Source organism: Hydrogenophaga sp. A37, from assembly GCF_002001205.1.
Lineage (GTDB): Bacteria > Pseudomonadota > Gammaproteobacteria > Burkholderiales > Burkholderiaceae_C > Hydrogenophaga.
In genome coordinates this window covers 1-24804 of sequence record NZ_MUNZ01000151.1, presented here as the reverse complement: position 1 = coordinate 24804, position 24804 = coordinate 1, and the positions used below count along the sequence as shown (strand labels likewise).

General features: G+C 64.7%; 22 protein-coding genes. 6 read left to right on the top strand and 16 right to left on the bottom strand.

Translation table 11 applies throughout. The annotated features are described in order from the left end of the window. The 5 genes from hisC to B0E41_RS21220 all read right to left on the bottom strand — a co-directional run bounded on the left by hisC (position 1) and on the right by B0E41_RS21220 (position 3744). Complete coding sequence (gene hisC, locus B0E41_RS21240; RefSeq protein ID WP_077334215.1) at positions 1–1080, bottom strand: histidinol-phosphate transaminase; 1080 nt, start codon at positions 1078–1080, stop codon at positions 1–3. Positions 1081–1165: 85 nt separating this feature from the next. After that, positions 1166–2164 carry an aspartate carbamoyltransferase catalytic subunit gene (locus B0E41_RS21235; protein ID WP_077334192.1) on the bottom strand — a complete coding sequence of 333 codons (999 nt, stop codon included), beginning with the start codon at positions 2162–2164 and terminating at the stop codon, positions 1166–1168. Further along, positions 2124–2639, bottom strand: coding sequence for a bifunctional pyr operon transcriptional regulator/uracil phosphoribosyltransferase PyrR (gene pyrR / locus B0E41_RS21230; protein ID WP_253195064.1), 516 nt, complete (start codon positions 2637–2639; stop codon positions 2124–2126). Before pyrR ends, B0E41_RS21235 begins: the two co-directional genes overlap by 41 nt. Next, complete coding sequence (gene ruvX / locus B0E41_RS21225; protein WP_143433945.1) at positions 2636–3010, bottom strand: Holliday junction resolvase RuvX; 375 nt, start codon at positions 3008–3010, stop codon at positions 2636–2638. Before ruvX ends, pyrR begins: the two co-directional genes overlap by 4 nt. 143 nt (positions 3011–3153) lie before the next feature. Further along, entirely contained in the window at positions 3154–3744 is a 591-nt protein-coding gene (locus B0E41_RS21220; protein ID WP_077334190.1) for a YqgE/AlgH family protein, read from the bottom strand. 62 nt (positions 3745–3806) lie between these two features. Here B0E41_RS21220 and B0E41_RS21215 point away from each other — a divergent pair, with 62 nt between their 5' ends. Continuing rightward, on the top strand, positions 3807–5294 hold the full coding sequence (locus B0E41_RS21215) for a deoxyribodipyrimidine photo-lyase (protein ID WP_077334188.1): 1488 nt from the start codon (positions 3807–3809) through the stop codon (positions 5292–5294). 48 nt (positions 5295–5342) lie between these two features. Here B0E41_RS21215 and B0E41_RS21210 read toward each other — a convergent pair whose 3' ends face one another. The 6 genes from B0E41_RS21210 to B0E41_RS21185 all read right to left on the bottom strand — a co-directional run bounded on the left by B0E41_RS21210 (position 5343) and on the right by B0E41_RS21185 (position 15446). Beyond that, positions 5343–11471 (bottom strand): Hpt domain-containing protein, encoded by a 6129-nt coding sequence (locus B0E41_RS21210; protein WP_077334186.1) that lies wholly within the window; start codon positions 11469–11471, stop codon positions 5343–5345. A gap of 27 nt (positions 11472–11498) precedes the next feature. Then, positions 11499–13766: a methyl-accepting chemotaxis protein gene (locus B0E41_RS21205; RefSeq protein WP_077334209.1), complete on the bottom strand. Its 2268-nt coding sequence runs from the start codon at positions 13764–13766 to the stop codon at positions 11499–11501. Positions 13767–13855: 89 nt separating this feature from the next. Continuing rightward, positions 13856–14395, bottom strand: coding sequence for a chemotaxis protein CheW (locus B0E41_RS21200; protein WP_077334184.1), 540 nt, complete (start codon positions 14393–14395; stop codon positions 13856–13858). A 33-nt stretch (positions 14396–14428) separates the two neighbouring features. Beyond that, positions 14429–14794, bottom strand: a complete 366-nt coding sequence (locus tag B0E41_RS21195; RefSeq protein ID WP_077334182.1) for a response regulator — start codon at positions 14792–14794, stop codon at positions 14429–14431. Continuing rightward, on the bottom strand, positions 14794–15189 hold the full coding sequence (locus tag B0E41_RS21190) for a response regulator (RefSeq protein ID WP_143433944.1): 396 nt from the start codon (positions 15187–15189) through the stop codon (positions 14794–14796). The genes B0E41_RS21195 and B0E41_RS21190 overlap by 1 nt, the downstream gene beginning before the upstream one ends. An 83-nt stretch (positions 15190–15272) precedes the next feature. Then, positions 15273–15446 carry a rubredoxin gene (locus B0E41_RS21185; protein WP_077334178.1) on the bottom strand — a complete coding sequence of 58 codons (174 nt, stop codon included), beginning with the start codon at positions 15444–15446 and terminating at the stop codon, positions 15273–15275. Between the two features lie 129 nt (positions 15447–15575). Here B0E41_RS21185 and B0E41_RS21180 point away from each other — a divergent pair, with 129 nt between their 5' ends. Together B0E41_RS21180 and hemL are read left to right on the top strand one after the other, a co-directional pair. Continuing rightward, the gene (locus B0E41_RS21180; protein WP_077334176.1) at positions 15576–16526 is read left to right on the top strand and encodes a bifunctional hydroxymethylpyrimidine kinase/phosphomethylpyrimidine kinase; all 951 of its coding nucleotides are present in this window, start codon (positions 15576–15578) and stop codon (positions 16524–16526) included. A gap of 38 nt (positions 16527–16564) precedes the next feature. Then, positions 16565–17866, top strand: coding sequence for a glutamate-1-semialdehyde 2,1-aminomutase (gene hemL, locus B0E41_RS21175; RefSeq protein ID WP_077334174.1), 1302 nt, complete (start codon positions 16565–16567; stop codon positions 17864–17866). Positions 17867–17953: 87 nt separating this feature from the next. Here hemL and purH read toward each other — a convergent pair whose 3' ends face one another. Genes purH through dusB form a run of 3 tightly spaced genes read right to left on the bottom strand, consistent with a single transcriptional unit; the run spans position 17954 to position 20870 of the window. Beyond that, positions 17954–19540 carry a bifunctional phosphoribosylaminoimidazolecarboxamide formyltransferase/IMP cyclohydrolase gene (gene purH / locus B0E41_RS21170; RefSeq protein ID WP_077334172.1) on the bottom strand — a complete coding sequence of 529 codons (1587 nt, stop codon included), beginning with the start codon at positions 19538–19540 and terminating at the stop codon, positions 17954–17956. Positions 19541–19593: 53 nt separating this feature from the next. Next, positions 19594–19833: a helix-turn-helix domain-containing protein gene (locus tag B0E41_RS21165; RefSeq protein ID WP_077334170.1), complete on the bottom strand. Its 240-nt coding sequence runs from the start codon at positions 19831–19833 to the stop codon at positions 19594–19596. Further along, positions 19830–20870 carry a tRNA dihydrouridine synthase DusB gene (gene dusB, locus B0E41_RS21160; RefSeq protein WP_077334168.1) on the bottom strand — a complete coding sequence of 347 codons (1041 nt, stop codon included), beginning with the start codon at positions 20868–20870 and terminating at the stop codon, positions 19830–19832. Before dusB ends, B0E41_RS21165 begins: the two co-directional genes overlap by 4 nt. A 133-nt stretch (positions 20871–21003) precedes the next feature. Between dusB and B0E41_RS21155 the strand changes: the two genes are divergently transcribed. Beyond that, entirely contained in the window at positions 21004–21486 is a 483-nt protein-coding gene (locus B0E41_RS21155) for a YqaA family protein (protein WP_077334166.1), read from the top strand. Positions 21487–21541: 55 nt separating this feature from the next. Continuing rightward, positions 21542–22714: an MFS transporter gene (locus tag B0E41_RS21150; RefSeq protein ID WP_077334164.1), complete on the top strand. Its 1173-nt coding sequence runs from the start codon at positions 21542–21544 to the stop codon at positions 22712–22714. On the opposite strand, the gene B0E41_RS21145 is transcribed toward B0E41_RS21150, so the two are convergent. Together B0E41_RS21145 and ychF are read right to left on the bottom strand one after the other, a co-directional pair. After that, complete coding sequence (locus B0E41_RS21145; RefSeq protein ID WP_077334162.1) at positions 22699–23472, bottom strand: RNA pseudouridine synthase; 774 nt, start codon at positions 23470–23472, stop codon at positions 22699–22701. The genes B0E41_RS21150 and B0E41_RS21145 overlap by 16 nt on opposite strands. A gap of 6 nt (positions 23473–23478) precedes the next feature. Further along, positions 23479–24570, bottom strand: a complete 1092-nt coding sequence (gene ychF / locus B0E41_RS21140) for a redox-regulated ATPase YchF (RefSeq protein WP_077334160.1) — start codon at positions 24568–24570, stop codon at positions 23479–23481. 71 nt (positions 24571–24641) lie between these two features. Between ychF and B0E41_RS27755 the strand changes: the two genes are divergently transcribed. Beyond that, positions 24642–24804: NTP transferase domain-containing protein (locus B0E41_RS27755; protein WP_171984841.1), on the top strand; the 163-nt coding region annotated here is incomplete at its 3' end.

Below are 24804 nucleotides of genomic sequence, written 5' to 3'. Positions count from 1 at the left end.
TCACATGTTGGCAGGCGCGCCCAGGCGCAGCACCTGTTCCAGCGCCTGCACCAGCCGCTCACATTCGGGCTGGGTGCCCACCGAAATGCGCAGGTGTTCCCGTATCCGGTCCTGTTCGAAATGGCGCACGAGGATGCGCTGTTCGCGCAGCGCGGCCAGCAGCGCCCGGGCCGGGTGCGCCGGGTGCCGGGCGAGCAGGAAATTGGCGCTCGATGGCAGGCACTCGAAGCCCATGACCTGCAGTTGGGTGGCGAGCCACTCGCGGCTGTGAATCACCATGCGCGTGATGCGCTCGAAGTGTTCAACATCCTCGATCGCGGCCTGCGCGCCCGCCAGGGCCAGGCGGTCCATCGGGTACGAGTTGAAGCTGTTCTTCACGCGGTCCAGGCCTTGAATCAAACCTGGATCACCGAGCGCGAAGCCCACCCGCAAGCCCGCGAGCGCGCGCGACTTGGACAGGGTCTGCACCACCAGCAGATTGGGGTACCGGGCCACGAGGCCCACGGCACTCTGTGCACCAAAGTCCACATAGGCCTCGTCCACCACCAGCACCGTGTCCGGGCTCTGTTGCAGCAGCCGCTCGATGCCGTCCAGCGGCAGCGCCATGCCGGTCGGTGCATTGGGATTGGGCAACACGATGCCGCCGTGCGGCCGGCGGTAGTCGTCCGTGCGCACGCGGAAATCCGCATCGAGCGGGACCCGCTCGAATGCGATGCCGTAGAGCCCGCAGTACACAGGGTAGAAGCTGTAGGTGATGTCGGGGAACAGGATGGGCAGCCCGTGTTTGAGCAGGCCCAGAAACACGTGGCCCAGTACTTCGTCCGAGCCGTTGCCCAGAAACACGTGGGCGGACGTCAGATCGAAGTGCGTGGCGATGCTCTGCTGCAGTGCGGTGCCCTCGGGGTCGGGGTAGAGCCGCAGGCGCTCGTCCACGGCCTCGGCGATGCGCTGCAGCGCTTTGGACGAAGGCGGGTACGGGCACTCGTTGGTGTTGAGCTTGGTCCAGCCCCCGCCCTGGGGCTGCTCACCCGGTACATAGGCCTTGAGCCCCCGGATGCCCGGGCTCCAGAAGGGCGACACCGTGTTGGCAACGGGTCCGCTCATGGGGTACCTCCGCTCTTCGAGCTGCGGTGCGAGCTTGCTTGGGAGCGGCCCGGCGCTGCGCTCATGCCTCGTTGCCCGCCACGATGCCGAGCACCGCCATGCGCACGGCGATGCCGAAGGTGACCTGCGGCAGGATCACGCTTTGCGGCCCGTCGACCACGGCGGAGTCGATCTCGACCCCGCGGTTGATCGGGCCGGGGTGCATGACGATGGCGTCCGGTTTGGCCCAGCGCAGGCGCTCGGGCGTGAGGCCGAAGCTCTTGAAATACTCCTGGCTCGACGGCAGCAGCGCGCCGCTCATGCGCTCGTTCTGCAGGCGCAGCGTGATCACCACGTCGCAGTCCTTGATGCCTTCTTCCAGCGTGTGACACACGCGCACGCCCATCTGCGAGAGGTCGCCGGGCACCAAGGTGCGCGGGCCGACCACGCGCACGTCGGGGCAGCCCAAGGTGGTGAGCGCGTGGATGTCGGAGCGCGCCACGCGTGAGTGCAACACGTCACCGACGATGGCAACCGAGAGCTGGGTGAAGTCTTTCTTGTAGTGCCGGATCGTGTACATGTCCAGCAGGCCCTGCGTGGGGTGGGCGTGGCGGCCGTCACCGGCGTTGACCACGTGCACGTGCGGCGCCACATGTTGCGAGATCAGGTAGGGCGCGCCCGACTCGCTGTGCCGCACCACGAAGATGTCGGCCGCCATGGCCGACAGGTTGGCGATGGTGTCGAGCAGGCTCTCGCCCTTGGCGGTGGAGCTGCGTGCGATGTCCAGCGTGTACACGTCGGCCGAGAGGCGCGTGGCCGCGATGTCGAAGGTGGTGCGGGTGCGGGTGCTGTTCTCGAAGAACAGGTTGAACACACTTTTGCCGCGCAGCAGCGGCACCTTCTTCACCTCGCGGTTGCTCACGCTCACGAAGTTGGCGGCGGTATCGAGGATCTGGGTGAGGATGTCGCGCGAGAGGCCCTCGGTCGAGAGCAGGTGGATCAGTTCGCCGTTCTTGTTCAGTTGGGGGTTACGTGCCACGTCAGACATCCTTGTTTTCAAGCACGAAGCGGAAGCGGCCATCTTCGTCACGCGCCAGTTCGAGCAGTTGGCTGGCCGGCAGGCTCAGGGTGGCCGCGCAAACATTGGCCTGGATCGGCAGCTCGCGCCCGCCCCGGTCCACCAGCACCGCGAGCTGCACGCTGGCAGGTCGGCCGTAATCGAACAGCTCGTTGATCACGGCGCGCAACGTGCGCCCGGTGTAGAGCACGTCGTCGACCAGAATCACGTGGGCGCCATTCACGTCAAAGGGCAACACGGTCTGTGCCGACATGGCCAGGCCGCGCTGCGCAAAGTCGTCGCGGTGCATCGACGAGGAGATGACACCCGCATCACCGGGCAGGCCCAGTTCGCGCTGCAGGCGCTCGGCCAACCAGGCGCCACCGGAGGTGATGCCCGCGAGCACGACGGGCTGGGTGGTGGCAGCGATCAGCGCTTTGACGCCGAGCAACAGCTCGGCGTAGAGCAGCTCGGCGTCGAGCTGGATGGTTTGGGTCAAGGCAGGCTCCTCAGAAACTGTTCCAGGATGATGCAGGCGCTGGCCGCGTCGGCGTCCTTGGCGCCCAGGCTGTGGGCTTCGGTGGTGCTGTAGCGCTCGTCCACCTCGAACACGGGCAGGCCATGGCGGCCGCGCAGCTGCCGGGCGAACTTCTTCGCCCGCGCGGTGTTCTCGTGGGGGGCGCCGTCCGGGTGAAAGGGCACGCCCACGACCAGCGCGTCGGGCTGCCACTCTTTCAACCGCGCCGCGATCTGTGCGAAGCGGGCATCGCCCTCGGCGGCGATGGTGGCCTGAGGCGTGGCGGTTCGGGTGATGCGGTTGCCGCTGGCGACGCCGGTGCGCTTCAGTCCGAAGTCAAAGGCCATGAACATCTGGCACTGGGCAGGGACTTCGGGACCGCTGGGTCGGTTGTCGGAAGCCGGCGGGACAGCCGCCGGGCCGCCCCCAAGGCTGGCCCAGCCACCATGGGGGGCAGCGACCCGCGAAGCGGCGGAGCGTGGAGGCTCACAACCCATCATGCGTGACCAGCGTCGGGCGACAGCATCCAGGGCTGCAGACCCAGCAAGGCCATGGCGCGTTCGTAGCGCTGCTCCACCGGCGCATCAAAAATCACGCTCGGATCGGCCTCCACTGTGAGCCAGCTGTTTTCGGTGATCTCCGACTCCAGCTGCCCCTGCCCCCAGGACGCGTAGCCCAGGGTCACGAACACGCGGCGCGGGCCGGCGCCCGACGACATCGCTTCGAGCACGTCGCGCGAGGTGGTCATTTCCAGTCCACCGGGAATGGAGAGTGTCGAGGCGTAGACCGTTTCCCCCTCGCCAGCGTTGATCGCGTCGTGCAGCACGAAACCGCGCTCGGTCTGCACCGGACCGCCCTGAAACACGGGCTGGGTCGCCAAGTCGTCGCGCCCCAGTTGCAGGTCGACCTTTTCGAACAGGCGCGGCAGCAGGATGTCGCTGGGTTTGTTGATCACCAGACCGAGCGCGCCGCGCTCACTGTGTTCGCACATGAAGACGACGCTGCGGCCGAACAGCTCGTCGCTGAGCCCTGGCATGGCAATCAGGAAATGATTGGTGAGATTGATCGGGGCAGAATCGGCGGACATGCGGTGATTTTAAGCCGCTGATCTCCAGACACCTGCCCCTCCCAACACCAGAGCGCGCCCCCATGAACCACTACGACCAAGGCCTGATGTGGTTCCGGCGCGACCTGCGGGCCGACGACAACGCTGCGCTCCACCACGCGCTCAAACAATGCCGCCAGCTCTGGTGCGTGTTCGTGTTCGACACCGACATCCTGGACACGCTGCCCCACGCCGACCGCCGGGTCGAATTCATCCACGCCTCGGTGGTCGAACTCGACAGCCGCTTGCGCGCGCTTGGCAAGGCGGCAGGCCATGAGGGCACCGGACTGATCGTCCGGCATGCGCGCGCGCAGGACGACATACCGGCACTGTCCCAGCAATTGCGGGTGCAGGCCGTGTTTGCCAACCACGACGATGAGCCGGCAGCGCATGCACGCGATGCCCACGTGCTGGGCCAACTGGCCCACGCCGGCATCGTGTTCCACGGCCACAAGGACCACCTGATCTTCGAGCGGCGCGAGGTGCTGACCCAGGCAGGTCATCCCTACGGCGTGTTCACGCCCTACAAGAACGCCTGGCTCAAGCAGGTGGGTGCGTTTGACCTGAAGGCCTACCCGGTGGAACGGTACGCCGCCTCGCTGGCGCCGTTGCCACCGGCCCTGGACGCTCCGTTGCCGCGCCTCTCGGACATCGACTTCGAACCCACCAACCTCTCACAGTTGCCCATGCCGACCGGCGCCAGCGGCGCGCAGACATTGCTGGAGGACTTCGTCGAGCGCATCGACCGCTACGAGGCCACGCGCAACTTCCCCGCCGTCAAGGGGCCGAGCTACCTGAGCGTGCACCTGCGGTTCGGCACCGTGTCGATCCGGCAGCTGGCGTCCATTGCTTACCAGATGCATCTGCAAGGCATGCAGGGCGCGAGCACTTGGCTGTCCGAGCTGATCTGGCGCGATTTTTACCACCAGATCCTCGCCAATTTTCCGCACGTGGTCGAGAAGGCCTTCAAGCCCGAGTACGACCACGTCAGGTTCGAACACGGCAAACACGCCAACGAGCTGTTCGCCGCCTGGTGCGAAGGCCGCACCGGCTACCCGCTGGTGGACGCGGCCATGGCGCAGATCAACCAGACCGGCTACATGCACAACCGGCTGCGCATGGTGGTGGCGAGCTTTCTCGTGAAGGACCTCGGCATCCACTGGCAATGGGGAGAGCGCTATTTCGCCGAGAAGCTGATCGACTTCGATCTCGCCGCCAACAACGGCGGCTGGCAGTGGGCCAGCTCCAGCGGCTGCGATGCGCAGCCCTGGTTCCGCATCTTCAACCCAGTGACGCAGAGCGAGAAGTTCGACCCGCAAGGCAAGTTCATCCGCCGCTACCTGCCTCAGTTGGCGCAATTGCCCGACGCCTTGATTCACGCCCCCTGGATGGCGCGCGAACTGGAGCTGGTAGGGGCTGGCGTTGAACTGGGCAAGACCTACCCGCACCCCATCGTCGACCATGCCGTGGCCCGCGAACGAACCCTGCTGCGCTACGCGGTGGTGAAGAAACCCGGTTCGACGCCCACATGAAAAACCCCGGCGCGCAGGCCGGGGTCTTGAAGGGGAACAGCGGATTGTTCAGGCTTCCGCAGCGCTGCTCTGCACGTAGTGCCCGACCAAGGCCAGCAACTCGTCTTCCGCGTAAGGCTTGCCCAGGTAGTGGTCCACCCCCAGTTCGCGCGCATGTTCGCGGTGCTTCTCGGCGATGCGGGAGGTGATCATGATCACCGGCAAGCCCGCGAGGCGAGGGTCGCTGCGGATGTTGCGCACCAGATCGAACCCGTCCATGCGCGGCATTTCAATGTCGGACAGCACGACCGCCGGGCGCTCGTGTTGCAGCCGTTCGAGCGCCTGCAAGCCATCTGCTGCCAGCACCACGCGGTAACCCTCGCGCAACAGCAGGCGCTGCGTCACGCGGCGCACGGTGATCGAATCGTCGACCACCAACACCAGCGGAACCGCATTGACCACCGTGTCCACCGGCAAACCGGTGTCGTCGTTCGTTGTCTGCAGCAAGCCTTGTCGCTTCTGCGCATCCATCCAAGGCTGCACCTGCGCGCCGTACACCGTGGCCAGCGCCACTGGGTTGTAGATCAGCGCCACCGCGCCCGAGGCCAGCACCGACATACCGGCCAGACCGGGCAGGCGGGACAGTTGGGGGCCGAGGTTCTTCACCACGACTTCCTGGTTGCCCAGCACCTCGTCCACGTGCATGGCCACCCGTTGCGCCGCGCTTCGGAAGATCACCACGGGCAAGGTGCGTCCCTGGGCTTCCTGAGTCTGTGCAGACGACTGCAACAGCGCCCCAGCCCAATAGAAGGGAACCTCCTCGCCACCCACCGTCAAGGTGTTTTTGGCGTAGGCCTGCGCCAACTCCTCGGAGCGGACGCGACGAACGAGTTCCACCTGCGTGGAGGGAACGCCGATGGTCAGATCGCCCATGCGCAGCATCACCACCTGCGTCACCGCCGTGGTCAGCGGCAGCACCAGCTTGAAGTTGGTGCCCTGCCCGGCGTGGGTGTGTGTCTCCACGCGACCACCCAGCGCAATCACGTCGTTGCGCACCACGTCCATGCCCACACCGCGCCCCGCCAGCGACGACACCTCGTTGGCGGTGCTCAGACCGGGGGTGAAGATCAGCTGCGCGGCTTGTTCGTCCGAGAGCACAGCGCCGGCCTCGATCAGCCCCTGGGCCATCGCTTTTTCGCGGAGGCGGACGAGGTCCAGCCCGGCGCCATCGTCCTGGAACACCACAGACACATCATTGAGTTCCTGGGCCAGTCGAATTTCAATGCGGCCTTCCGCTGGCTTGCCCAGCGCCAGCCGCTCCTCCGGCGTTTCGATGCCGTGTACCACGCTGTTGCGCAGCAGGTGCTCGAACGCGGCGGTCATGCGGTCCAGCACGCCGCGGTCCATTTCAATGTGACCGGCCGTGATGTCCAGGCGCACTTGTTTGCCGGTCTCTTTGGACGCCTGCCTCACCACACGGTACAGCCGCTCCGAGATGCCTTCGAACTCCACCATGCGGGTGCGAAGCAAATCGCGTTGCAGTTCGCGGGTCTGCCGCGCCTGTGCCACCAGGCCGTCTTCGGTTGCTTCCACCGCCCGCTGCAGGTTGCGCTGCACGGTGGCCACGTCGTTCACCGACTCGGCCATCATGCGGGTGAGTTCCTGCACCCGGGTGAACCGGTCGAACTCCAGCGGGTCGAACGACAGGTCGGCGTCGCGGGCCTGTGCCAAGCGCGACTGCATCTGCGTTTCGGCCTGCAACTCGATGTCGCGCAACTGGTGGCGCAAACGGTCCAGGTTGCCGGTCAGGTCTTTGAGCGAACCGCGCAAGGTCACCAACTGCGACTCCATGCGCGAGCGGGTGATCATGACCTCACCGGCCTGGTTGACCAGCCGGTCGAGCAGCTCGGGACGGACCCGGACCGCAGCGCCCGCGCGCTGCGGCACCAACACGGGTAGCTGCACCAGGGTCAGTCCCGTCAACCCCAGGGGGTTGGATGCGCTGATGGCAACCGGCAACACCTCAGGCTCGTGAATGGGCTCTGGCAGGGAGGCCTCTTCCGGCACCGAGACGCTGAAGGGCACCACATCGAGCATCTGTTCAGGGGCGGTCTGCAACACCCCATGCAACTCGACGTCGGGGTTGCGCAGCAGGTCAAAGCGGGCGCACAAGGCATCGTAGGACACCTGCAAGGGCTCCAGATCGGACCGCTGTGGTGCGTCGGATCCCAGGCGCTCCACCACCGTTTCCATGCGGTGAGCCATCTCGCCGAGTCGCAGGGCGCCCGCCAGACGGGCACTGCCCTTCAAGGTGTGCAAGTTGCGCAACACCTCACCGCGGGCGCTGGTGTTGTCAGGCCGTCCCACCCACTGACGCAAGGCGCCACCCAGTTGCGGAAGCAGCTCCTGCGCCTCTTCCGCAAAAATCGGAAACAGGTCCACGTCGATCGTGTCGAGCACGTCGATGTCATCGTCAATGTCCTGCGCAGGTCCTCGCTCGATGACCTCCGGGGGCAATGGCGACAACAGCGTGTCGAAATCAGCCAGTGTGGACGGCTCGAACTTCGGAGGTGCAATGGCCGAAGGGGCCGCATCCACTTCCACCGGCAGATCCAGGTCGGCCAGCGGTTCATCTTCGGGCCGAGACTCCCATTGGGGATCAATCTCAAGTCCGGCGTCCGTTTCCGATGCCTCGTCCAACCCTGCATCTGCCGGGGCCGGCAGATGCAGCAGCCGGTCCAGCGCACTCAGCAATTCGGTATTGGGCTCCTTGAAGAAACCGGCGGCGAACTGGTGCAGCAGGCGGCGGATGTCTTCTGCCGCGTCCACAAACAGCTGGGCCTGCTCGGCCGTTGCCGGCTGTCCACCTTGCTGATGCAGGGCCACCGAAGCCAGCGAGTGTTCAAGCGCGCGCGCGATGTCCGACAGCGGCTGAAAACCGACCGTGGCGGAGCTTCCTGCGAGCGAGTGAGCGAGGGCCTCGGCCTGATCAGGAACGGGTTCGTGGCGTTCCAGTGCCCACTCGGCCAGACAGGTGCTCAGGCGGCGCGACCACTCGTCGGCCTCGTTGAGATACACGTTGTAGAGCCGGATGCCGATGCGCAATGGCCCGATCAGGCGGGTCTGCTCGTCGGGCATTTCATCGTCGGCGCCGACCACCACGGGCGCTTCAGGCACCTCAGGCGCCTCGACGACGACATCAACCACGTCTGTGGCGGACATCTCCAGCGATTCATCAGTGACCAGGTCCAAGGCAACCGCTTCCGGTGCACCCTCCTCAACGAACACACTGTCAGGTTCTTCCGGATGGAACAGCGGGCTGGGGCGGCTGTCCTGCAATTCGGGCGCCTGGGGCAACGCGGCCTCGGTGTCCAACGAAATGTCGTCGAATGTCGAGGGCGGGGCATCGAATGATGACCCTTCTTCCGCCGGCATCGAAGCGGACGAAGACTCGGTGTGTTGGGCGGAGTGCTGCGCCAGGCTGTCAAAATCAATCTCGTCGAGCAACGGTGCGGGAGCACTCGGCTCCGGCGCTGCCGCGGTCAGCGGATCAAAGCTGAAATCGAGGTCCGGTGGCGAGGCCTCACCAAAGTCCGCCGGCGAATCCTCGGGGGCTTCCTGAGCACTGACCAGAGCGTCTTCGGTCTCGACTTGCACGGGCGCATGAGCAGCCGCTTCATGGATGTCCACCGTCTCGGCCGATTCCGGCGTCTGCACGACCGCGCCGACTGGCAGGTACTGCCCATGGTCTCGCCACGCTTGGGCACTGACCCGAAAGGGTTGGGCCTTCCATTCGCCATCGCGGTGCTGGGCAATGTCTTCCACCCAGTGGTCCAACGCGTTCAGCGAGTCTTTTGCCAGGGATCGCAAGGGTGCCTCTGTCGGACGCTGCTCGGCGAGTGCCGCGTTGAGCGCCTGCTCCAAGGCCCAAGCCGCCTCGCCAAACTCCGACAAGCCCACCATGCGGGAGCTCCCTTTGAGCGTGTGATACGCACGGCGAAGGGTACTGAGGTGTTCCAGATTGGATGGCTCGTGGGCAAGGGCCGACACAGCCGCCTGCCCCTGACCCACGACTTCGCGGGCTTCCTCCAGGAAAATGTCCAGGAGATCATCGTCGTCATCCCCACCGCCGTCATGCATCGGCGCGACCGACGAGGGGGCTTCTTCGATGCCCGTCTTCGCCAAGCCCATCAGTGCCTGAGCGCCGGCCTCCGCGTCGTCACCCACCACCGCCATCGCAGCTTCACGCGCGGCGCGCGCCACGCCCGGCTGCTCAGCCAGGGAGGCCTGATCGGCCAGCGAACCCAGCTGCTCGCTGAGGTTGACGAGATCCACCGAGCTCTGCGCACCTTCGACCACGCGTTGCACATCGGCACTCAATGCGTGCGCTTCTTCGTGCGTGGCCTGTGGGCGTGGAACCTCCACGACAGTACGGCCCATCAGTGGCGTGAGTTCACCAGACTCTTCGTCAAAGACAAACAGCTTCTTGGCCAGCGCAGGCTGGTAATTGAGCATGTCCACCAGGAAACTGAGCGCACTGAGGTTGTTGCCCAGTTGCTGGAACGTTCCTGCCTGGCGGGCCATCAGCTCGTCCACCTCGGTGTCCAGAATCTGCTCCACCGAGCCACGCATGCGCCCCACGGTGTGCACGGCCTGGTCCAGCCCCAAAACCGATAGCACACCGCGCATCTGCACCAATTGCGAGACGGCCACGTGCAGGCAGGCCTTCTCGCGCGGCGCACGAAAGAACTGGTCGAGGGATTTTTCCACTTCACCCAAGGCCACTTTGAGCTCGCCCACCACGCTGCCCAGCGTCTGCCGGTCGCTCACGCGACGGTAGAGTTGTTCCATCCAGGGCTCCAGAGGCTGCGCTGGCGCACCGGCAAGCACCTGCTCCAAACGCTCGGCCAAGGCCTGTGTGCGGGCGGTGAGCTCCGGGTCGTTGGGATCAAAGTCCTCGAAAGCCGCTTCCAGGTACAGCGTGGTCGTGGCCACTTCCATGGACAGCTCTGGCTTCAGCGTCCCCGGCATCCGCGCCGCTTGTTCGGCCGCCTTGACCAGCGCCCGGGCCAGCACGGTGCTGGCTGGGTGCAACCGGAGCAAGGAGTCACCGATCAGGCTGTACTGATCCTGCACCTGTCGCGCACGGCTCATGTCACCACCGGCCATCAACGACCACGATTCCTTGCCGGCGTTGATGCGTTTGCGGGCCTGCACCAAAAGCGCAGGATCAAAACGGCCCAGCGTCGCCTGGCTGTAGTCCACGGCGACGGTGTCGTTCAGACCAAAGGCCTGCCGCACGGCCAACAGATTCGGAGTGGCCACGCCTTCCTTGAGCAGGGCCTGCGAGCAAAAGAACAACAAATCATGGAGCAGGGTCTCTGACACCTCGCCACGCGTCTTCTCCTGGGCCAGCCCGGACAACTGCAGCAAGATGCGCGAGGATGCGCGTTTGACATACACGTCAATGGGCACCAGTTTCTGGGCCACCGCCTCGAAATATGCGGCGGCCACGCGCCAAAAAGTCACCACCCTCGGCATGTCTGAACCAACCGACAGCCCGGCGCTCATGCGCGCCAGTTGGGTCCCGACGGCTGGGCTCGGCGACTTGATCATGAGCAGCACGACCCGGTCAAACCGTGAGCGCATCTGGGCGTCGGCCTTTTGTGGCTCCACACCCACCGGCGCCGCCACTTCGATGCCGCGCTGATCAAAGGCCCACAAGTCCGACGGATGCACCCGCTCGGCAGCAGCCAGCTCTTGCACCTCCCGGTATTGGCTGAACAGCGCAACCGGCTGCACCTGCTTGTTGTTGAGAATGGCTTCGAGGTACTCGATCAGGGCGAAGCTGGCACGTTCCACCTTCCCCGCCGCTTCATTCGTGCAGGTCAGGGGCCGCTGCACAAACCGTTGCACCGCCGCTTCCATGCCGCGCAACACCTGGGCAGGCGCTTGCAAGCCCACCATTTCTAGCGCGCCCACCGCCTGGTGCAGTTGCTGCCGAGCCACCCGCAGAGAGCCTGGGTCCACCGACTCCAGGTCGCTCAGTCGGGATTGCTCCGATTCACGGACGAAACGCTTGATGGCCTTGTTGGCACCATCCAGCGACTTGCGCAGCTCCTCGAAAACCCAGGCCAATGGGCCCAGATCGGTGAGAGGAGCATCCGGAGAAAGGCTGTCGTGCTGGGTGTCGAGCATGGTGTTTCAGGCCTGACGGCAAGGAAGTCAGGCGATCTTGAATCGCGACACCGATTGGCGCAGTTCTTCGGCCATGGCCGAGAGCTCGCGCACCTGCTGAGCGGTGGACCGCGTGCCCTCGCCGGTTTGCTCGGTCACCGCAAAAATGTGCTGGATGTTGCCCGCCACCTCGTTGGCCGATTCGGCTTCCCGCAAGGTCGCGCTGGAAATCTGTTCGATCAGCTCGGCGAGTCGGCGTGACACACGGTCGATCTCGGACAGCGCGGTACCGGCGTTGTCTGACAGCTTGGCCCCTTCCACCACACCCTGGGTGGAGCGTTCCATGGCGCCCACCGCGTCTTGCGTGTCGGTCTGAATGGCCTTCACCAGCGCGGCAATCTGGCGCGTGGCGTCGGCGGAGCGCTCGGCCAGCCGCTGCACTTCTTCGGCCACCACCGAGAAGCCGCGACCGGCTTCACCGGCCGACGCGGCCTGGATGGCGGCGTTCAGGGCCAGCACGTTGGTTTGTTCGGTAATGTCGGAAATCAGCTCGGTGATTTCACCAATTTCCTGCGACGACTCGCCCAGCCGCTTGATGCGCTTGGAGGTTTCCTGGATCTGGTCCCGAATGGAGTTCATACCGCCGATGGCATCCTGCACAGCCTGAAGACCAGATTCAGCAGCCTGCAGCGAAGTACGCGCCACATGGGCCGACTCCTGCGCCTGCGCCGACACCTGGTTGATGCGTTCGGCCATGTCCAGCACCGATTGACCGGTTTCGCGAATCTCGCGCAGCTGTTCGGTGGACGCCGCCAGCAGCTCGGTCGATGTGCTCTCCACCGCAGACGTCGTCTGCGCCACGCGCGTGGCCGTGGCCTGCACGTTGCCCACCAGCGATCGCAGCTCTTCCACGGTGTAGTTCACCGAGTCGGCGATGGCGCCGGTGATGTCTTCCGTCACCGTGGCTTCCTGCGTCAAGTCACCTTCGGCCACGGTCTGCAGTTCGTTCATGAGCCGCAGAATGGCCGCCTGGTTGGCGTCGTTCACGCGCTTGGCGTCCTGCTGCTGGGACTCGGCCACGACCTTTTCCCCTTCGGCCACCAACTGCCGCTGGCGACTGTCTTGCAGCTGCAAGTAAGCCAGACCGCCACCACACAACAACGTGAACAGGGCGGACAGCAACAACGCAACCAGCTCGGTAGCGCCCACACCAGCGCGCGAGGAGAGGTCGTTCTGGAGCTTCTCCAGGCCGTGGCGCAGCGGCTCGCTGTCCGCAATGATGCTGGCCTGTGCTTCGCGCGCCGACACCAGACCCTGCAGGTTGCCCAAGATGGCGCCCGCTTCTGTTCGGGTTTGTTCGTACAGCTTGAGCAAAGCCTCCAAGCGTTCGCGAATCTGGGGATCGACGGAAGGCTTCAGACGCAGTTCGGTGCTTCCGTTGAGCAGACCATCGGCGATTTCCTTGAAGGTGTTCAAGTCCTTGCCCAGCAGGAACACGGCTTCGGGACTCACACCTTCCATGGTCAGGAATTCGTTGGCCGATTTGCCGATGCGCTGGGTCAACATCACCAACTGGCCCGAAGCCGAAATCTCGGTGGCCGGTGCGCCCAACTGCAATTTCAATGAAGACACCGTCTCTGCGATTTCCAGCAAGTCGGACGACTGGCGGTTGATGGAGCGCAGAGCGTCGCCCACCTGGGTCAAGATCTTCTGCTGACTCAGAATGACTTCGGCGTTGGTTCGGGCACGTTCAGCCACAGGACCAAGTTGCCCCAACTGCTCTTGGTACTCTGGCCCCAGTGCATCCATGGAAGCCGTCGCACTTGATCCACCGCTGCCACCACTACCCCCCTCGCGAAAGGCGACGACGTTGCCAGAAAGAATGTCGGAGCTTTCCCGCACCTCGACAAAAGCAGGGGGACTGCCGACCAAGGCCTGCGATGCGCTTTTGGCCAACCTCTGGGACTGCATCAAGGCCTGCCCGCTGGCCGCCACCTGCTGGCCCACCTTCTCTGTCTTGTTCAGCACGAAAAACACCACCGCAGCGAGCACCACCACCGCGAACAACAACAAGGTTCCCAGAATGCGTCGATGCTGCTCGGCCGTCCGGCGGCCCAACAACGGCAGACTAAGGACACCTGCCTCGATCACCACATCTTGTGGCTCACTCAACCGGCTCTCGGCAAAGCCATCGTCATCCGGATCGACAGGCGCCAGCCGCTCAGCCGCAACGCGCGCGAGCTCTTCGGGAGATGAGTTGCTCAGATCGGGCTCGGCGGCATTCTTATTTTTAAACAGTCGATCAAGCATGGCCATGAGAAAACCTTCCAACTGAAAATCAAGGTCGAAACCGACCCGGTCATCCAAACAAGCCGAGCACAAAAAGCGCCAGCCAAATACCTGCGTCAGGCCGCAATCGCGAGAAACTCCGTGTCACCCGTCAGCGCTTGCAGATTCAATTCCTGCCACACATGACCTTCACGATCAATCAAACGTCGGGCAAACCAAGCCGGGGCTTCCGGCTCGCTCTCGGCCAGGCGTTCAAACATCGCCGGATTGCGCAACCCCATCAGGCGGTCGATCCACAACACGGCGTTGACACCCATCGCAGCATGCAAACTGACCAATCGGGACTCGGAAGTCACACGCTCAGACACCCGAGCGGAGAGACCTGCGGCAACAGCCCCGCTGAGCAGACCCAAATCAACGACACCGTGAAGCCCCCCGCGCAGACTGGCCACGCCGACGTACCAAGACTTGGTGTAGGGCACCACTTGCAAGTTGGTCCAGGAGAAGATTTCCCCGGACTGAACCAGCGGCACCAAAAACCGGCGCCCTCCCGACTCGACTGCCAACCAAGACGCTGTGATCGCCTCGGACTTGGCGGCGGCCAATCGCGCCGCCAGACGCACCTGTAGATCTTTGAGAGACTGTCGTTTGGCCATGCTCGGTGGGTGTCAATGGGCGAGGGCAGCGCCTCAGCCGAGCGCTCGAATCTTGGAAACCAATTCCTCGGCATTCACCGGCTTGGTAACGTAGTCACGAGCACCCTGACGCATGCCCCAGACGCGATCGGTCTCCTGATTTTTGCTGGTGCACATGATGATGGGAATGTCGGAATACTGAGGGTCGCGGGCGATGGCCCGGGTCAACTGAAAACCATTCTGACCGGGCATCACCACGTCCATCAGGATCAATTCCGGCTTTTCCTCGCTGAGCCGACGGAAGGCCTCTTCAGCATTCTCAGCGGTTCGAACTTTGTAGCCATTTTTCACCAGCAGGTCGGACAAGACCATCAGCTCGGTCTTGGAATCGTCCACCACCAATATTTTCTGAATCGCCATCATGAAGCTCCTGTGATGTGGGCACCGAACTGTTGCACGGCTTGCAGCAGCTGGTCTTTGGTGAAGGGTTTGGTGAGGTATTCCTGCGAGCCGACCATGCGCCCACGCGCCTTGTCGAATACGCCGTCCTTGGACGACAGCATCACCACGGGAATGCTGGAGAAACGGGCATTGCGCTTGATGATGGCACAGGTCTGATAACCGTCCAACCGGGGCATCAGGATGTCGCAAAACACCAAGTCCGGCTGGTAATCGTTGATCTTGGCCAATGCATCGAAGCCATCTTCGGCCAAGAGAACTTCGTGCCCGCCTTGCTTAAGAAATATCTCGGCGCTGCGTCGAATGGTGTTGCTGTCGTCTACCACCAGGACTTTGAAGTGGGGTGTTGTGTTCACGGCAAGTTCACTCCAGAAAGCGATTCAGAACAGGACTACGAACAGTGTCGCACGAGACAGACACAACACGATGCAGGTGATCTTCAGATCTGGACCATCTCAAAGTCTTCCTTACGAGCCCCACACTCGGGGCAGGTCCAGTTCATTGGCACATCGGCCCATGCCGTTCCAGGCGCAAGGCCTTCCTCTGGCGACCCCGTGGCTTCGTCGTAAATCCAGCCGCAAATGAGGCACATCCAAGTCTTGGTTTCGGTCATGGTGATAGAGGCTGTGTCTTAGAATCCGGCGATTGTATCGACCCATAGAGGGCCGCCAGTGGACTCTCGCTGCTGGACATCCCCGAAGACAACCGCTTCGGTGAAACGCGTGACGCATTCCTCACTTTCATGCCCCAGACCCCCACCCTCCCGACCGCTGACACCATCGCCCAACCCGGCGAAACGTCACTGCCCTGCGTGATGGTCTTCAACGCCAACGATCCGAGTGGTGCGGGCGGCCTGTCGGCCGACCTCACCGCCATGTCCAGCGCATCGGCCCATGTGCTTCCTGTGGTCACCGGCACCTACGTGCGTGACACCTCAGAAATTCACGACCATTTCGCTTTTGATGAAGAGGCGGTCGCCGATCAGGCACGCGCAGCCCTCGAAGACATGCCGGTGCAAGCCTTCAAGGTCGGGTTTGTCGGCAGCCCCGAGAACCTCGCTGCCATTGCGGGCATCACCACCGACTACGCGGAAGTGCCTGTCATCACCTACATGCCCGACCTGTCGTGGTGGGATGAGCTGGAGATCGACACCTACCTGGATGCCTGCGTGGAATTGTTGTTGCCGCAGACGACGGTGCTGGTGGGCAACCACAGCACACTCTCCCGATGGCTTTTGCCCGAGTGGGAGGGCGACCGCGCACCGAACCCACGCGAAATCGCCAGGGCAGCAGCCGTGCACGGTGTGCCTTACACCCTGGTCACTGGGTTCAACGCCGCTGACCAGTACCTGGAAAGCCACCTCGCCAGTCCCGAAGCGGTTCTGGCCTCGGCCCGATACGAACGGTTCGATGCCACCTTCAGCGGCGCAGGCGATACGCTGTCTGCGGCACTGTGCGCGCTGATCGCCTCGGGCGCAGACCTTCAGTCGGCCTGCGCGGAAGCCCTGACCTACCTCGACCAATGCCTCGACGCCGGATTTCAGCCAGGCATGGGCCACGCCGTGCCTGATCGCCTGTTCTGGGCCCATGAGGATGACCAGGACGACGAGGCTGCCGCCGAGAGCACCGAAAGCGACACCCCTGACAGCCGTCTGGATTCCGGCGACTTTCCGCTGGACACCACAAAACACTGATCGACACAGTTCCCTCTCGTTTCCCGACAAGAACCTCCATGACCGACCGCAATCTCGACCTGTTTGAACGTGCCAAGCACCTGATCCCTGGCGGCGTGAACTCGCCCGTGCGCGCCTTCCGCGCCGTGGGTGGCACACCGCGCTTCGTGCAGCGTGCGCAGGGCGCGTATTTCTGGGACGCCAACGGCCAGAAGTACATCGACTACATCGGTTCCTGGGGCCCGATGATCCTGGGCCACGGCCACCCTGCGGTGGTGGAAGCGGTGCAAAAAGCGGTACTGGAAGGCTTCTCGTACGGTGCGCCGACGGAACGCGAAGTCGAACTGGCCGAAACCATCATCAAGCTCGTGCCCAGCATCGACATGGTGCGCCTGGTGAGCTCGGGCACCGAAGCCGGCATGAGCACGATCCGCCTGGCGCGCGGCGCCACCGGCCGCAAGAAGATCATCAAGTTCGAAGGCTGCTACCACGGCCATGCCGACGCGCTGCTGGTGAAAGCCGGCTCGGGCCTCGCCACCTTTGGCAACCCCACGAGCGCCGGGGTGCCACCCGAGGTGGTGCAGCACACCATCGTGCTCGAATACAACAACATCGAGCAACTCGAAGCCGCTTTCGTCGAACACGGCGCCGATGTGGCCTGCCTGATCATCGAGCCGATCGCGGGCAACATGAATTTCGTGCGCGCCAGCGTGCCGTTCATGAAACGCTGCCGCGAGCTGTGCACACAGCATGGCACGCTGCTGGCATTTGACGAGGTGATGACGGGTTTCCGCGTGGCGCTCGGTGGCGCGCAGAGCGTGTACGCGAAGCTCATCCCCGGTTTCGAACCCGACATGACGGTGATGGGCAAGGTGATCGGAGGCGGCATGCCTCTGGCCGCCTTTGGCGCCAAGCGAGCGGTGATGGAGCAGCTCGCTCCCTTGGGCGGCGTGTACCAGGCCGGTACGCTGAGCGGCAACCCGGTGGCCACGGCCTGCGGTCTGGCGACGTTGCAGGAGATCCAGAAGCCGGGTTTCTATGAAGCACTGTCGGCCACCACGCAGTCGCTGGTGAGCGGCCTGACCTCGGCCGCTGCGGCCGAAGGCGTGACGCTGTGCGGTGACAGCCAGGGCGGCATGTTCGGCTTCTTCCTGTTCGATGAACTCCCGCAGAACTACGCCAAGGTCATGACCACCGACGGCCCGCGCTTCAACACCCTGTTCCACGGCCTGCTGGACCGCGGCGTGTACATCGCGCCCGCGTTGTACGAAGCCGGGTTCGTGAGCGCGGCGCACACGGCGCAGGACATCGCGGACAGCGTGGCGGCGGCGCGGGACGTGTTCAAGCTGCTGAGCCAGTAGCCGAGAGAAATCTCTGTAGAAAGTGGAAAGGGCTCCGAAGAGCCCTCATCCCAACCCCCTCCCAGAGGGAGAGGGGGTAACCACCGCTCAGTGACGGAAATGGCGCACGCCGCTGTACACCATCACCACACCACGCTCATCCGCCGCATCGATCACTTCCTGATCGCGCATCGAGCCACCGGGTTGAATGACGCACGTAGCACCCGCGTCCACCACCACATCCAGACCGTCGCGGAACGGGAAGAAGGCGTCGCTGGCCACGGCGGTTCCCTGCAGCGTCAGGTTCGCGTGGCCGGCCTTGATGCTGGCGATGCGGGCCGAATCGAGGCGGCTCATCTGGCCGGCGCCCACACCCATGGTCATGCCGTCCTTGCAGAACACGATGGCGTTGGACTTCACGAACTTCGCCACCTTCCAGGCGAACAGCAGGTCGTCCAGTTGCTGCTCAGTCGGCTGCAGTTTGGTCACGACCTTCAGGTCGGCGCGCTGCAGCACATGGTTGTCGGCGCTCTGCATCAGCAGACCTGAGCCGATGCGCTTCACGTCGTTGAGGTTCAGACCCTTGTCCCACGCGGTGGGGCCACCGGGCGGCAGCGCGATTTCCAGCACGCGCACATTGGCCTTGGCCTTAAAAACCTCCAGCGCTTCGGGCGTGTAGCCAGGCGCCATGAGCACCTCGACGAACTGCTTGCTGATGGCTTGAGCGCCTGCGCCGTCAAGCACGCGGTTCAGCGCGATGATGCCGCCGAAGGCGCTGGTCGGGTCGGTCTGGAAGGCCTTGCTGTAAGCCTCCAGAGCATCCTTGCCCACGGCCACGCCGCAGGGGTTGGCGTGCTTCACGATCACGCATGCGGCCACGTCAAAACTCTTGACGCATTCCCAGGCCGCGTCGGCGTCGGCGATGTTGTTGTAGCTCAGCTCCTTGCCCTGCAACTGCTTGGCGGTCACCAGCGAACCGGGCGCGGGGTAGAGGTCGCGGTAGAAGGCGGCGCTCTGGTGCGGGTTCTCGCCGTAGCGCAGGTCTTGCAGCTTGACGAAGCGGCCGTTGGACTGGCTGGAGTACTCGGCGCGCTTCGGAACGCTGGCGCCTTCTTCGAATTGAATCGACGAGAGGTAGTCGCTGATGGCGCCGTCGTACTGGCTGATGCGGTTGAACGCGGCGACCGACAGGGCGAAGCGCGTCTTGTCGCTGAGTTGGCCGCTGGCCTTGAGTTCGTCGATCACGGCCGAGTACTGGGCCGCGTCGGTCAACACCGCCACGTCTTTCCAGTTCTTGGCGGCGCTGCGCACCATGGCCGGGCCGCCGATGTCGATGTTCTCGATGGCGTCTTCCAGCGTGCAGCCGGGCTTGGCCACGGTGGCTTCAAACGGGTAGAGGTTGACGATCAGCAGGTCGATGGTGTCGATGCCGTGCGCCTTCAGCGCGGCCATGTGTTCGGGCACATCGCGGCGGGCCAACAGGCCGCCGTGCACCTTGGGGTGCAGGGTCTTGACGCGGCCGTCCAACATTTCGGGAAAGGCCGTGACCTCGGCCACTTCGGTGACCGGCAAGCCCTTCTCGGCCAGCAGCTTGGCGGTGCCACCGGTGGAGATCAGGGACACGCCCAACCCGTGCAGGGTCTGGGCCAGTTCGACGATGCCGGTCTTGTCGGAGACGGAGATGAGTGCTCGCATGGGAAGGGATCTCGGGGAGGTTTTGAATTCGATTCGTGCAAGGGCGAGGCGGCTCAATCGATGAGCTTGTGTTCCAGCAGCTTCTTGCGCAAGGTGTTGCGGTTCAGGCCCAGCCATTGAGCGGCGCGCGACTGGTTGTTCTGCGACTGCTGCATCACGACTTCGAGCAGCGGCTTTTCGACCGCTTTGACCAGCATGTCGTGCAGGCCGGCGGGGTCGGTGCCGTCGAGGTCTTGAAAGTACGCTTCGAGGCTGGCACGCACGCAGTCGTGCAGGTTGTTGTGGGAGCTCATGCGGCCAGTTTCCAGTTGTCTTCTCGGGTCATGTTGTGGTCGGGCCCGAAGGCGGCCCAGGCGTCAAAACTGTCGCGCACGCAGGCCAGCTGCGCCTGCGCTGTGGTCAAGGTGTTGATGCGGTGGCGGAACACCGCCGCCGCACCGGAGGGAAGAGGCAGTGCGTGTGCGTACCAGCCCAGGTGCTTGCGCGCGCTGCGCACGCCGGTGAATTCGCCATAGAGACTGTAGTGATCTTCCAGGTGATCAAGCAACCATGTCTTGACCTCCATCAGATCGGGCGGTGGCAGCGCCTCGCCCGTGGCCAGAAAGTGCGCGATCTCGCGAAAGATCCAGGGCCGACCCTGAGCGGCGCGACCGATCATGATGGCGTCGGCGCCGGTGCGCTGCAGCACGTCGCGCGCCTGCTGCGGGCTGCTGATGTCGCCGTTGGCCACCACCGGGATCTTCACGCGGCTCTTGATGTGGGCCACGGTGTCGTGTTCGGCAAAACCCTTGTAGCCCTGCTCGCGGGTGCGACCGTGCACGGTGAGCATCTGCACGCCGGCGGCTTCGGCCGCCAGCGCCAGGGTGGGCGCATTGCGCACGTCGGCACACCAGCCGGTGCGCATCTTGAGCGTGACCGGCACCCCGTGCGGCGCGGCCGCGGCCACCACGGCTTCGACAATCTCGATGGCCAGGGCCTCATCCTGCATCAGCGCAGAACCCGCCCACTTGTTGCAGACCTTCTTGGCCGGGCAGCCCATGTTGATGTCGATGATCTGCGCACCGCGCTGAATGTTGTAGCGCGCGGCGTCTGCCATCATGGCCGCGTCGGTGCCGGCGATCTGCACCGCGATCGGTCCTGGCTCGCCACTGTGGTCGGCGCGGCGCGAAGTCTTCAGGCTGTCTTGCAAGTCGGGCCGCGAGGTCACCATCTCGCTCACCGCGTAGCCCGCGCCCAGCCGCTTGCAGAGCTTGCGAAACGGCCGGTCCGTCACGCCAGCCATGGGCGCGACAAACAAAGCATTCGGCAGGGTGTACGGGCCCAGTTGCATGGCGCGGGATGAATTCGGTGGGGTGGGGTGCGGTCCCGACCATCGGCAAAGCTGCGACCGGGGAGGGGCATTGTATCTGCCTCTTTTTTCAGCAGGCGATATGCTCTCGCCTCTTTCACAGCACTTCCCGCCCATGCCCGACTGGCTTGTTTCCCTGTTGCACTGGTTGGCCATGCCCGAAGCAGGTCTGGGCGCGCTGTTTGTGGTGTCGCTGCTGTCCGCCACCTTGCTGCCGGTGGGGTCAGAAGCGGCGCTGTTTGGCCTGCTCAAGCTCAACCCCGATCTGTTCTGGCCCGCCATCGCTGTGGCCACGCTGGGCAACACCCTGGGCGGTGCGGTGAGCTGGTTCATGGGCCTGGGCGCGCACCGTGTGATCGACAAGGCGCGACACCAACCCACCGAGCTGCACGCCCTGCGCTGGTTGCAGCGCTTCGGCCCCAAGGCCTGCCTGATGGCGTGGCTGCCCCTCATTGGCGACCCGCTGTGCGTCGTGGCCGGCTGGCTCAAGTTTCCGTTCTGGCCCTGCGTGGGCTACATGGCGGTGGGCAAGCTGCTGCGCTACCTGATCTTGACGGTCTTGCTGCTCAAGGTGTTCCCAGGGGGACTCCCCGTCTGAGCACGCGGGCAGGTTCACACCGATACTGACGAACCCGCTGCCCACCCGGACCCCCATGACCCTTCCCCGCTCCAGCGCCTCGCCGACGCCCGCGCTCTGGGCCTTGATGATGGGCAACTTCGTCATCGGCACCGGCATCATGGCCGTGCCGGGCACGCTCAACGACATCAGCCAGTCGCTGGAGGTGTCCATCCCGCAGGCGGGGCAACTGATCACCGCCGGCGCCATCCTCATGGGGCTGGGCGCGCCGGTGTTTGCCACCCTGGTCGCCGGCTGGGACCGCCGCCGCCTGCTCACGCTGTCGCTGCTCTGGTACGGGTTGCTCATGGGCCTGAGCGCCCTCGCGCCCAGCTACGGCGCACTGCTGCCGCTGCGCGTGCTCGCCGTAATCTCGCCGGCCATCTTCACGCCCCAGGCGGCCGCCAGCGTGGGCCTGATGGTGTCGCCCGAGCAGCGCGGGCGCGCCATCACCTTTGTCTTCATGGGCTGGTCGGTGGCCTCGGTCCTGGGCATGCCGCTCTCGGCCTGGATCGGCGGTGCGTTCGGCTGGCGCTGGGCGTTTGGCCTGGTGGCTGTGATGGCCATGCTCAGCGCGGCCTGGGTCTGGCGCGCCATGCCCGACGGCATCCGCCCCGCCGCCCTGTCGCGCGACGCCTGGCGCCAGACCCTGGGCTCGGCGCCGCTGATGTTGACCCTGGGCGTGACCCTGCTCTCGGGCTTCGGGCAGTTCATTCTGTTTGCGTATTTCGCGCCCTACCTCCAACAGACGCTGGCCACCAGCGCCACCACGCTCTCGCTGTTGTTCCTGTGGTTCGGTGCGTTTGGCCTGGCGGGCAATGTGGCGCTCACGCGTTGGGTGGACCGCCTGGGAGCGCCGCGCGCGGTGTGGCTCACCTTGTGCCTGATGGCCCTGAGCCTGGCGATCTGGCCGCTGGGCCGCCACAGCCTCTGGGTGCAGGCGCTGGTGATGGTGCCTTGGGCGCTCGGCTGCTTTGCGGCCAACTCGGCTCAGCAGGCGCGACTGGTGCAGCTGTCACCTGTGCTCGCCCCCGCGACCGTGGCACTCAATACCTCGGCCATCTACGCCGGTCAGGGCCTGGGGGCGGCGTTGGGTGGGTTGCTGATCGCGCAGGGTCAGATGCTGAACCTGCACAACGTCGGCCTCGTGCTCATGCTGTCGGCCATGGGCCTGAGCGTGTGGGCCGCCCGGGCTCAAAAACGTTCGTAGGGCAGCAGGTAACGCCACTCGCCGACCGGCAGACCGGCCAACGAAACGCGACCGAGCCGCAGGCGGCGCAAGGCGGTGAGCTGCAGGCCGGCGCGCTCACACAGGTGCGCCACTTGGCCGGGGCGGTTGCCCTTGATCGCCAGGCGCAGGCGCAGTTCGCTCTGCCAGCTGGCGCGCGCCGAAGGCACGGCCCAGCCGTCGAAAAACAGCGCCTTGCCCAGCGAGCGAAGCACCGCTTCGCGCCTCGCATCGTCTTCCAGCTCGGGATCGGCGGCCACCTCGGCCAGCCACTCATGCTCCAGCTGCGCCGCGTCGTCGGTCATCTTGCGCGCCACGCCCGGGTTCTGCGTGAACACCATCAGGCCGCTGGCCTTGGTGCCCAGCGGCGCCACGGGCAGCAGCTTGTGCAGGTGCGCCTTGAGCGGACGCACGCCGGAACGGTCGCCCTTAAAACGGTTGGCGTTGGTGAACCACTTGGCGGCCAGCGCGTCCGGCAGCAGCGGCTCGTCGGGCAGCACCCGGGTGGCCGGCTTGTGCCAGATCAGCGTCATCGACTCCAAGGGCTCCAGCTTGGCCTTGGGGTCCAGCGTCACGGTCTGGTTGTCGCTGACCCGCTCCATCGGTTCTTCGACCACCTTGCCGTCCACCCGCACCCAGCCCCCAGCGATGTAGTTCTCGGCGTCGCTGCGCGAGCAGGGCAACTGGGCCGCCAGGCGTTTGGCCAGGCGTTGGGGTTCGGGCCGGCCGGTGTCGGTCATGGCGCTTCAGCTGCTGAACAGGAAGTTCATCACGTCACCGTCCTTGACGACGTACTCCTTGCCTTCGGCGCGCATCTTGCCGGCGTCTTTCGCACCCTGCTCGCCCTTGAACTGGATGAAGTCGTCGAAGGCGATGGTCTGGGCTCGGATGTAGCCCTTCTCGAAGTCGGTGTGGATCACGCCAGCGGCCTGCGGACCGGTGTCGCCGACGTGGATGGTCCAGGCGCGCACTTCCTTCACACCGGCGGTGAAGTAGGTCTGCAGCCCCAGCAGCTTGTAGGCGGCGCGGATCAATCGGTTGAGGCCGGGCTCGGTCTGGCCCAGTTCTTTCAGAAATTCGAGCCGATCGGCATCGTCCATCTCGGACAGCTCGGCTTCGATCTTGGCGCAGATCGCCACCACCGGCGCGTTCTGCTTGTCGGCGAAGGCGCGCAGGCGGTCCAGGAAGGGGTTGTTCTCGAAACCGTCTTCCGACACGTTGGCCACGAACATCGCGGGCTTGGCGGTGATCAGGAAAAACTGCTTGAGCAGCGGCAACTCTTCCTTGCTGAAGTCGATGCTGCGCACGGGCTTGGTGTCGTTCAACGCCGCCTGGCATTTCTCCAGAATCGCCACCAGCTTGATGGACTCCTTGTCGCCCGAACGCGCGGTCTTCTGCACGCGGTGCAAGGCTTTCTCCACCGCAGCCAGATCGGCCAGACAGAGCTCGGTGAGGATCACTTCGATGTCGGCGATGGGGTCGACCTTGTTGGCGACGTGAATCACGTTGTCGTCTTCGAAGCAGCGCACCACGTTGACGATGGCGTCGGTCTCGCGGATGTGGGCCAGGAACTTGTTGCCCAGGCCTTCACCGGTGCTGGCACCGGCCACGAGACCGGCAATGTCCACGAACTCCACAATGGCCGGCACGACGCGCTCGGGCTGGACGATTTCCGACAGCTGGGCCAGGCGCGGATCGGGCACCTCCACCACACCGGTGTTGGGCTCGATGGTGCAGAAGGGGTAGTTTTCGGCGGCGATGCCGGCCTTGGTGAGGGCGTTGAAAAGGGTGGATTTGCCGACGTTGGGCAGGCCCACGATGCCGCATTGGAGACTCATGATTTACCTCGAAAAACAGCCTTCCAGTGTAAGCGACGGCCCTGAGCGGGGTAATCTCGCCACCCACCACCATGAACCTTCACGCCACCCCCGACACTTCGCCCCCTCAGCTCGGCGCCGTGCTGCTGGCCGCCGGGTCGGCATCGCGCATGGGTCACCGCCCCAAGTGCCTGCTGGAGCTGGACGGCGAGGCGCTGATCCGGCGCCAGATCAGGGGGCTCCTGGGGGCCGGGG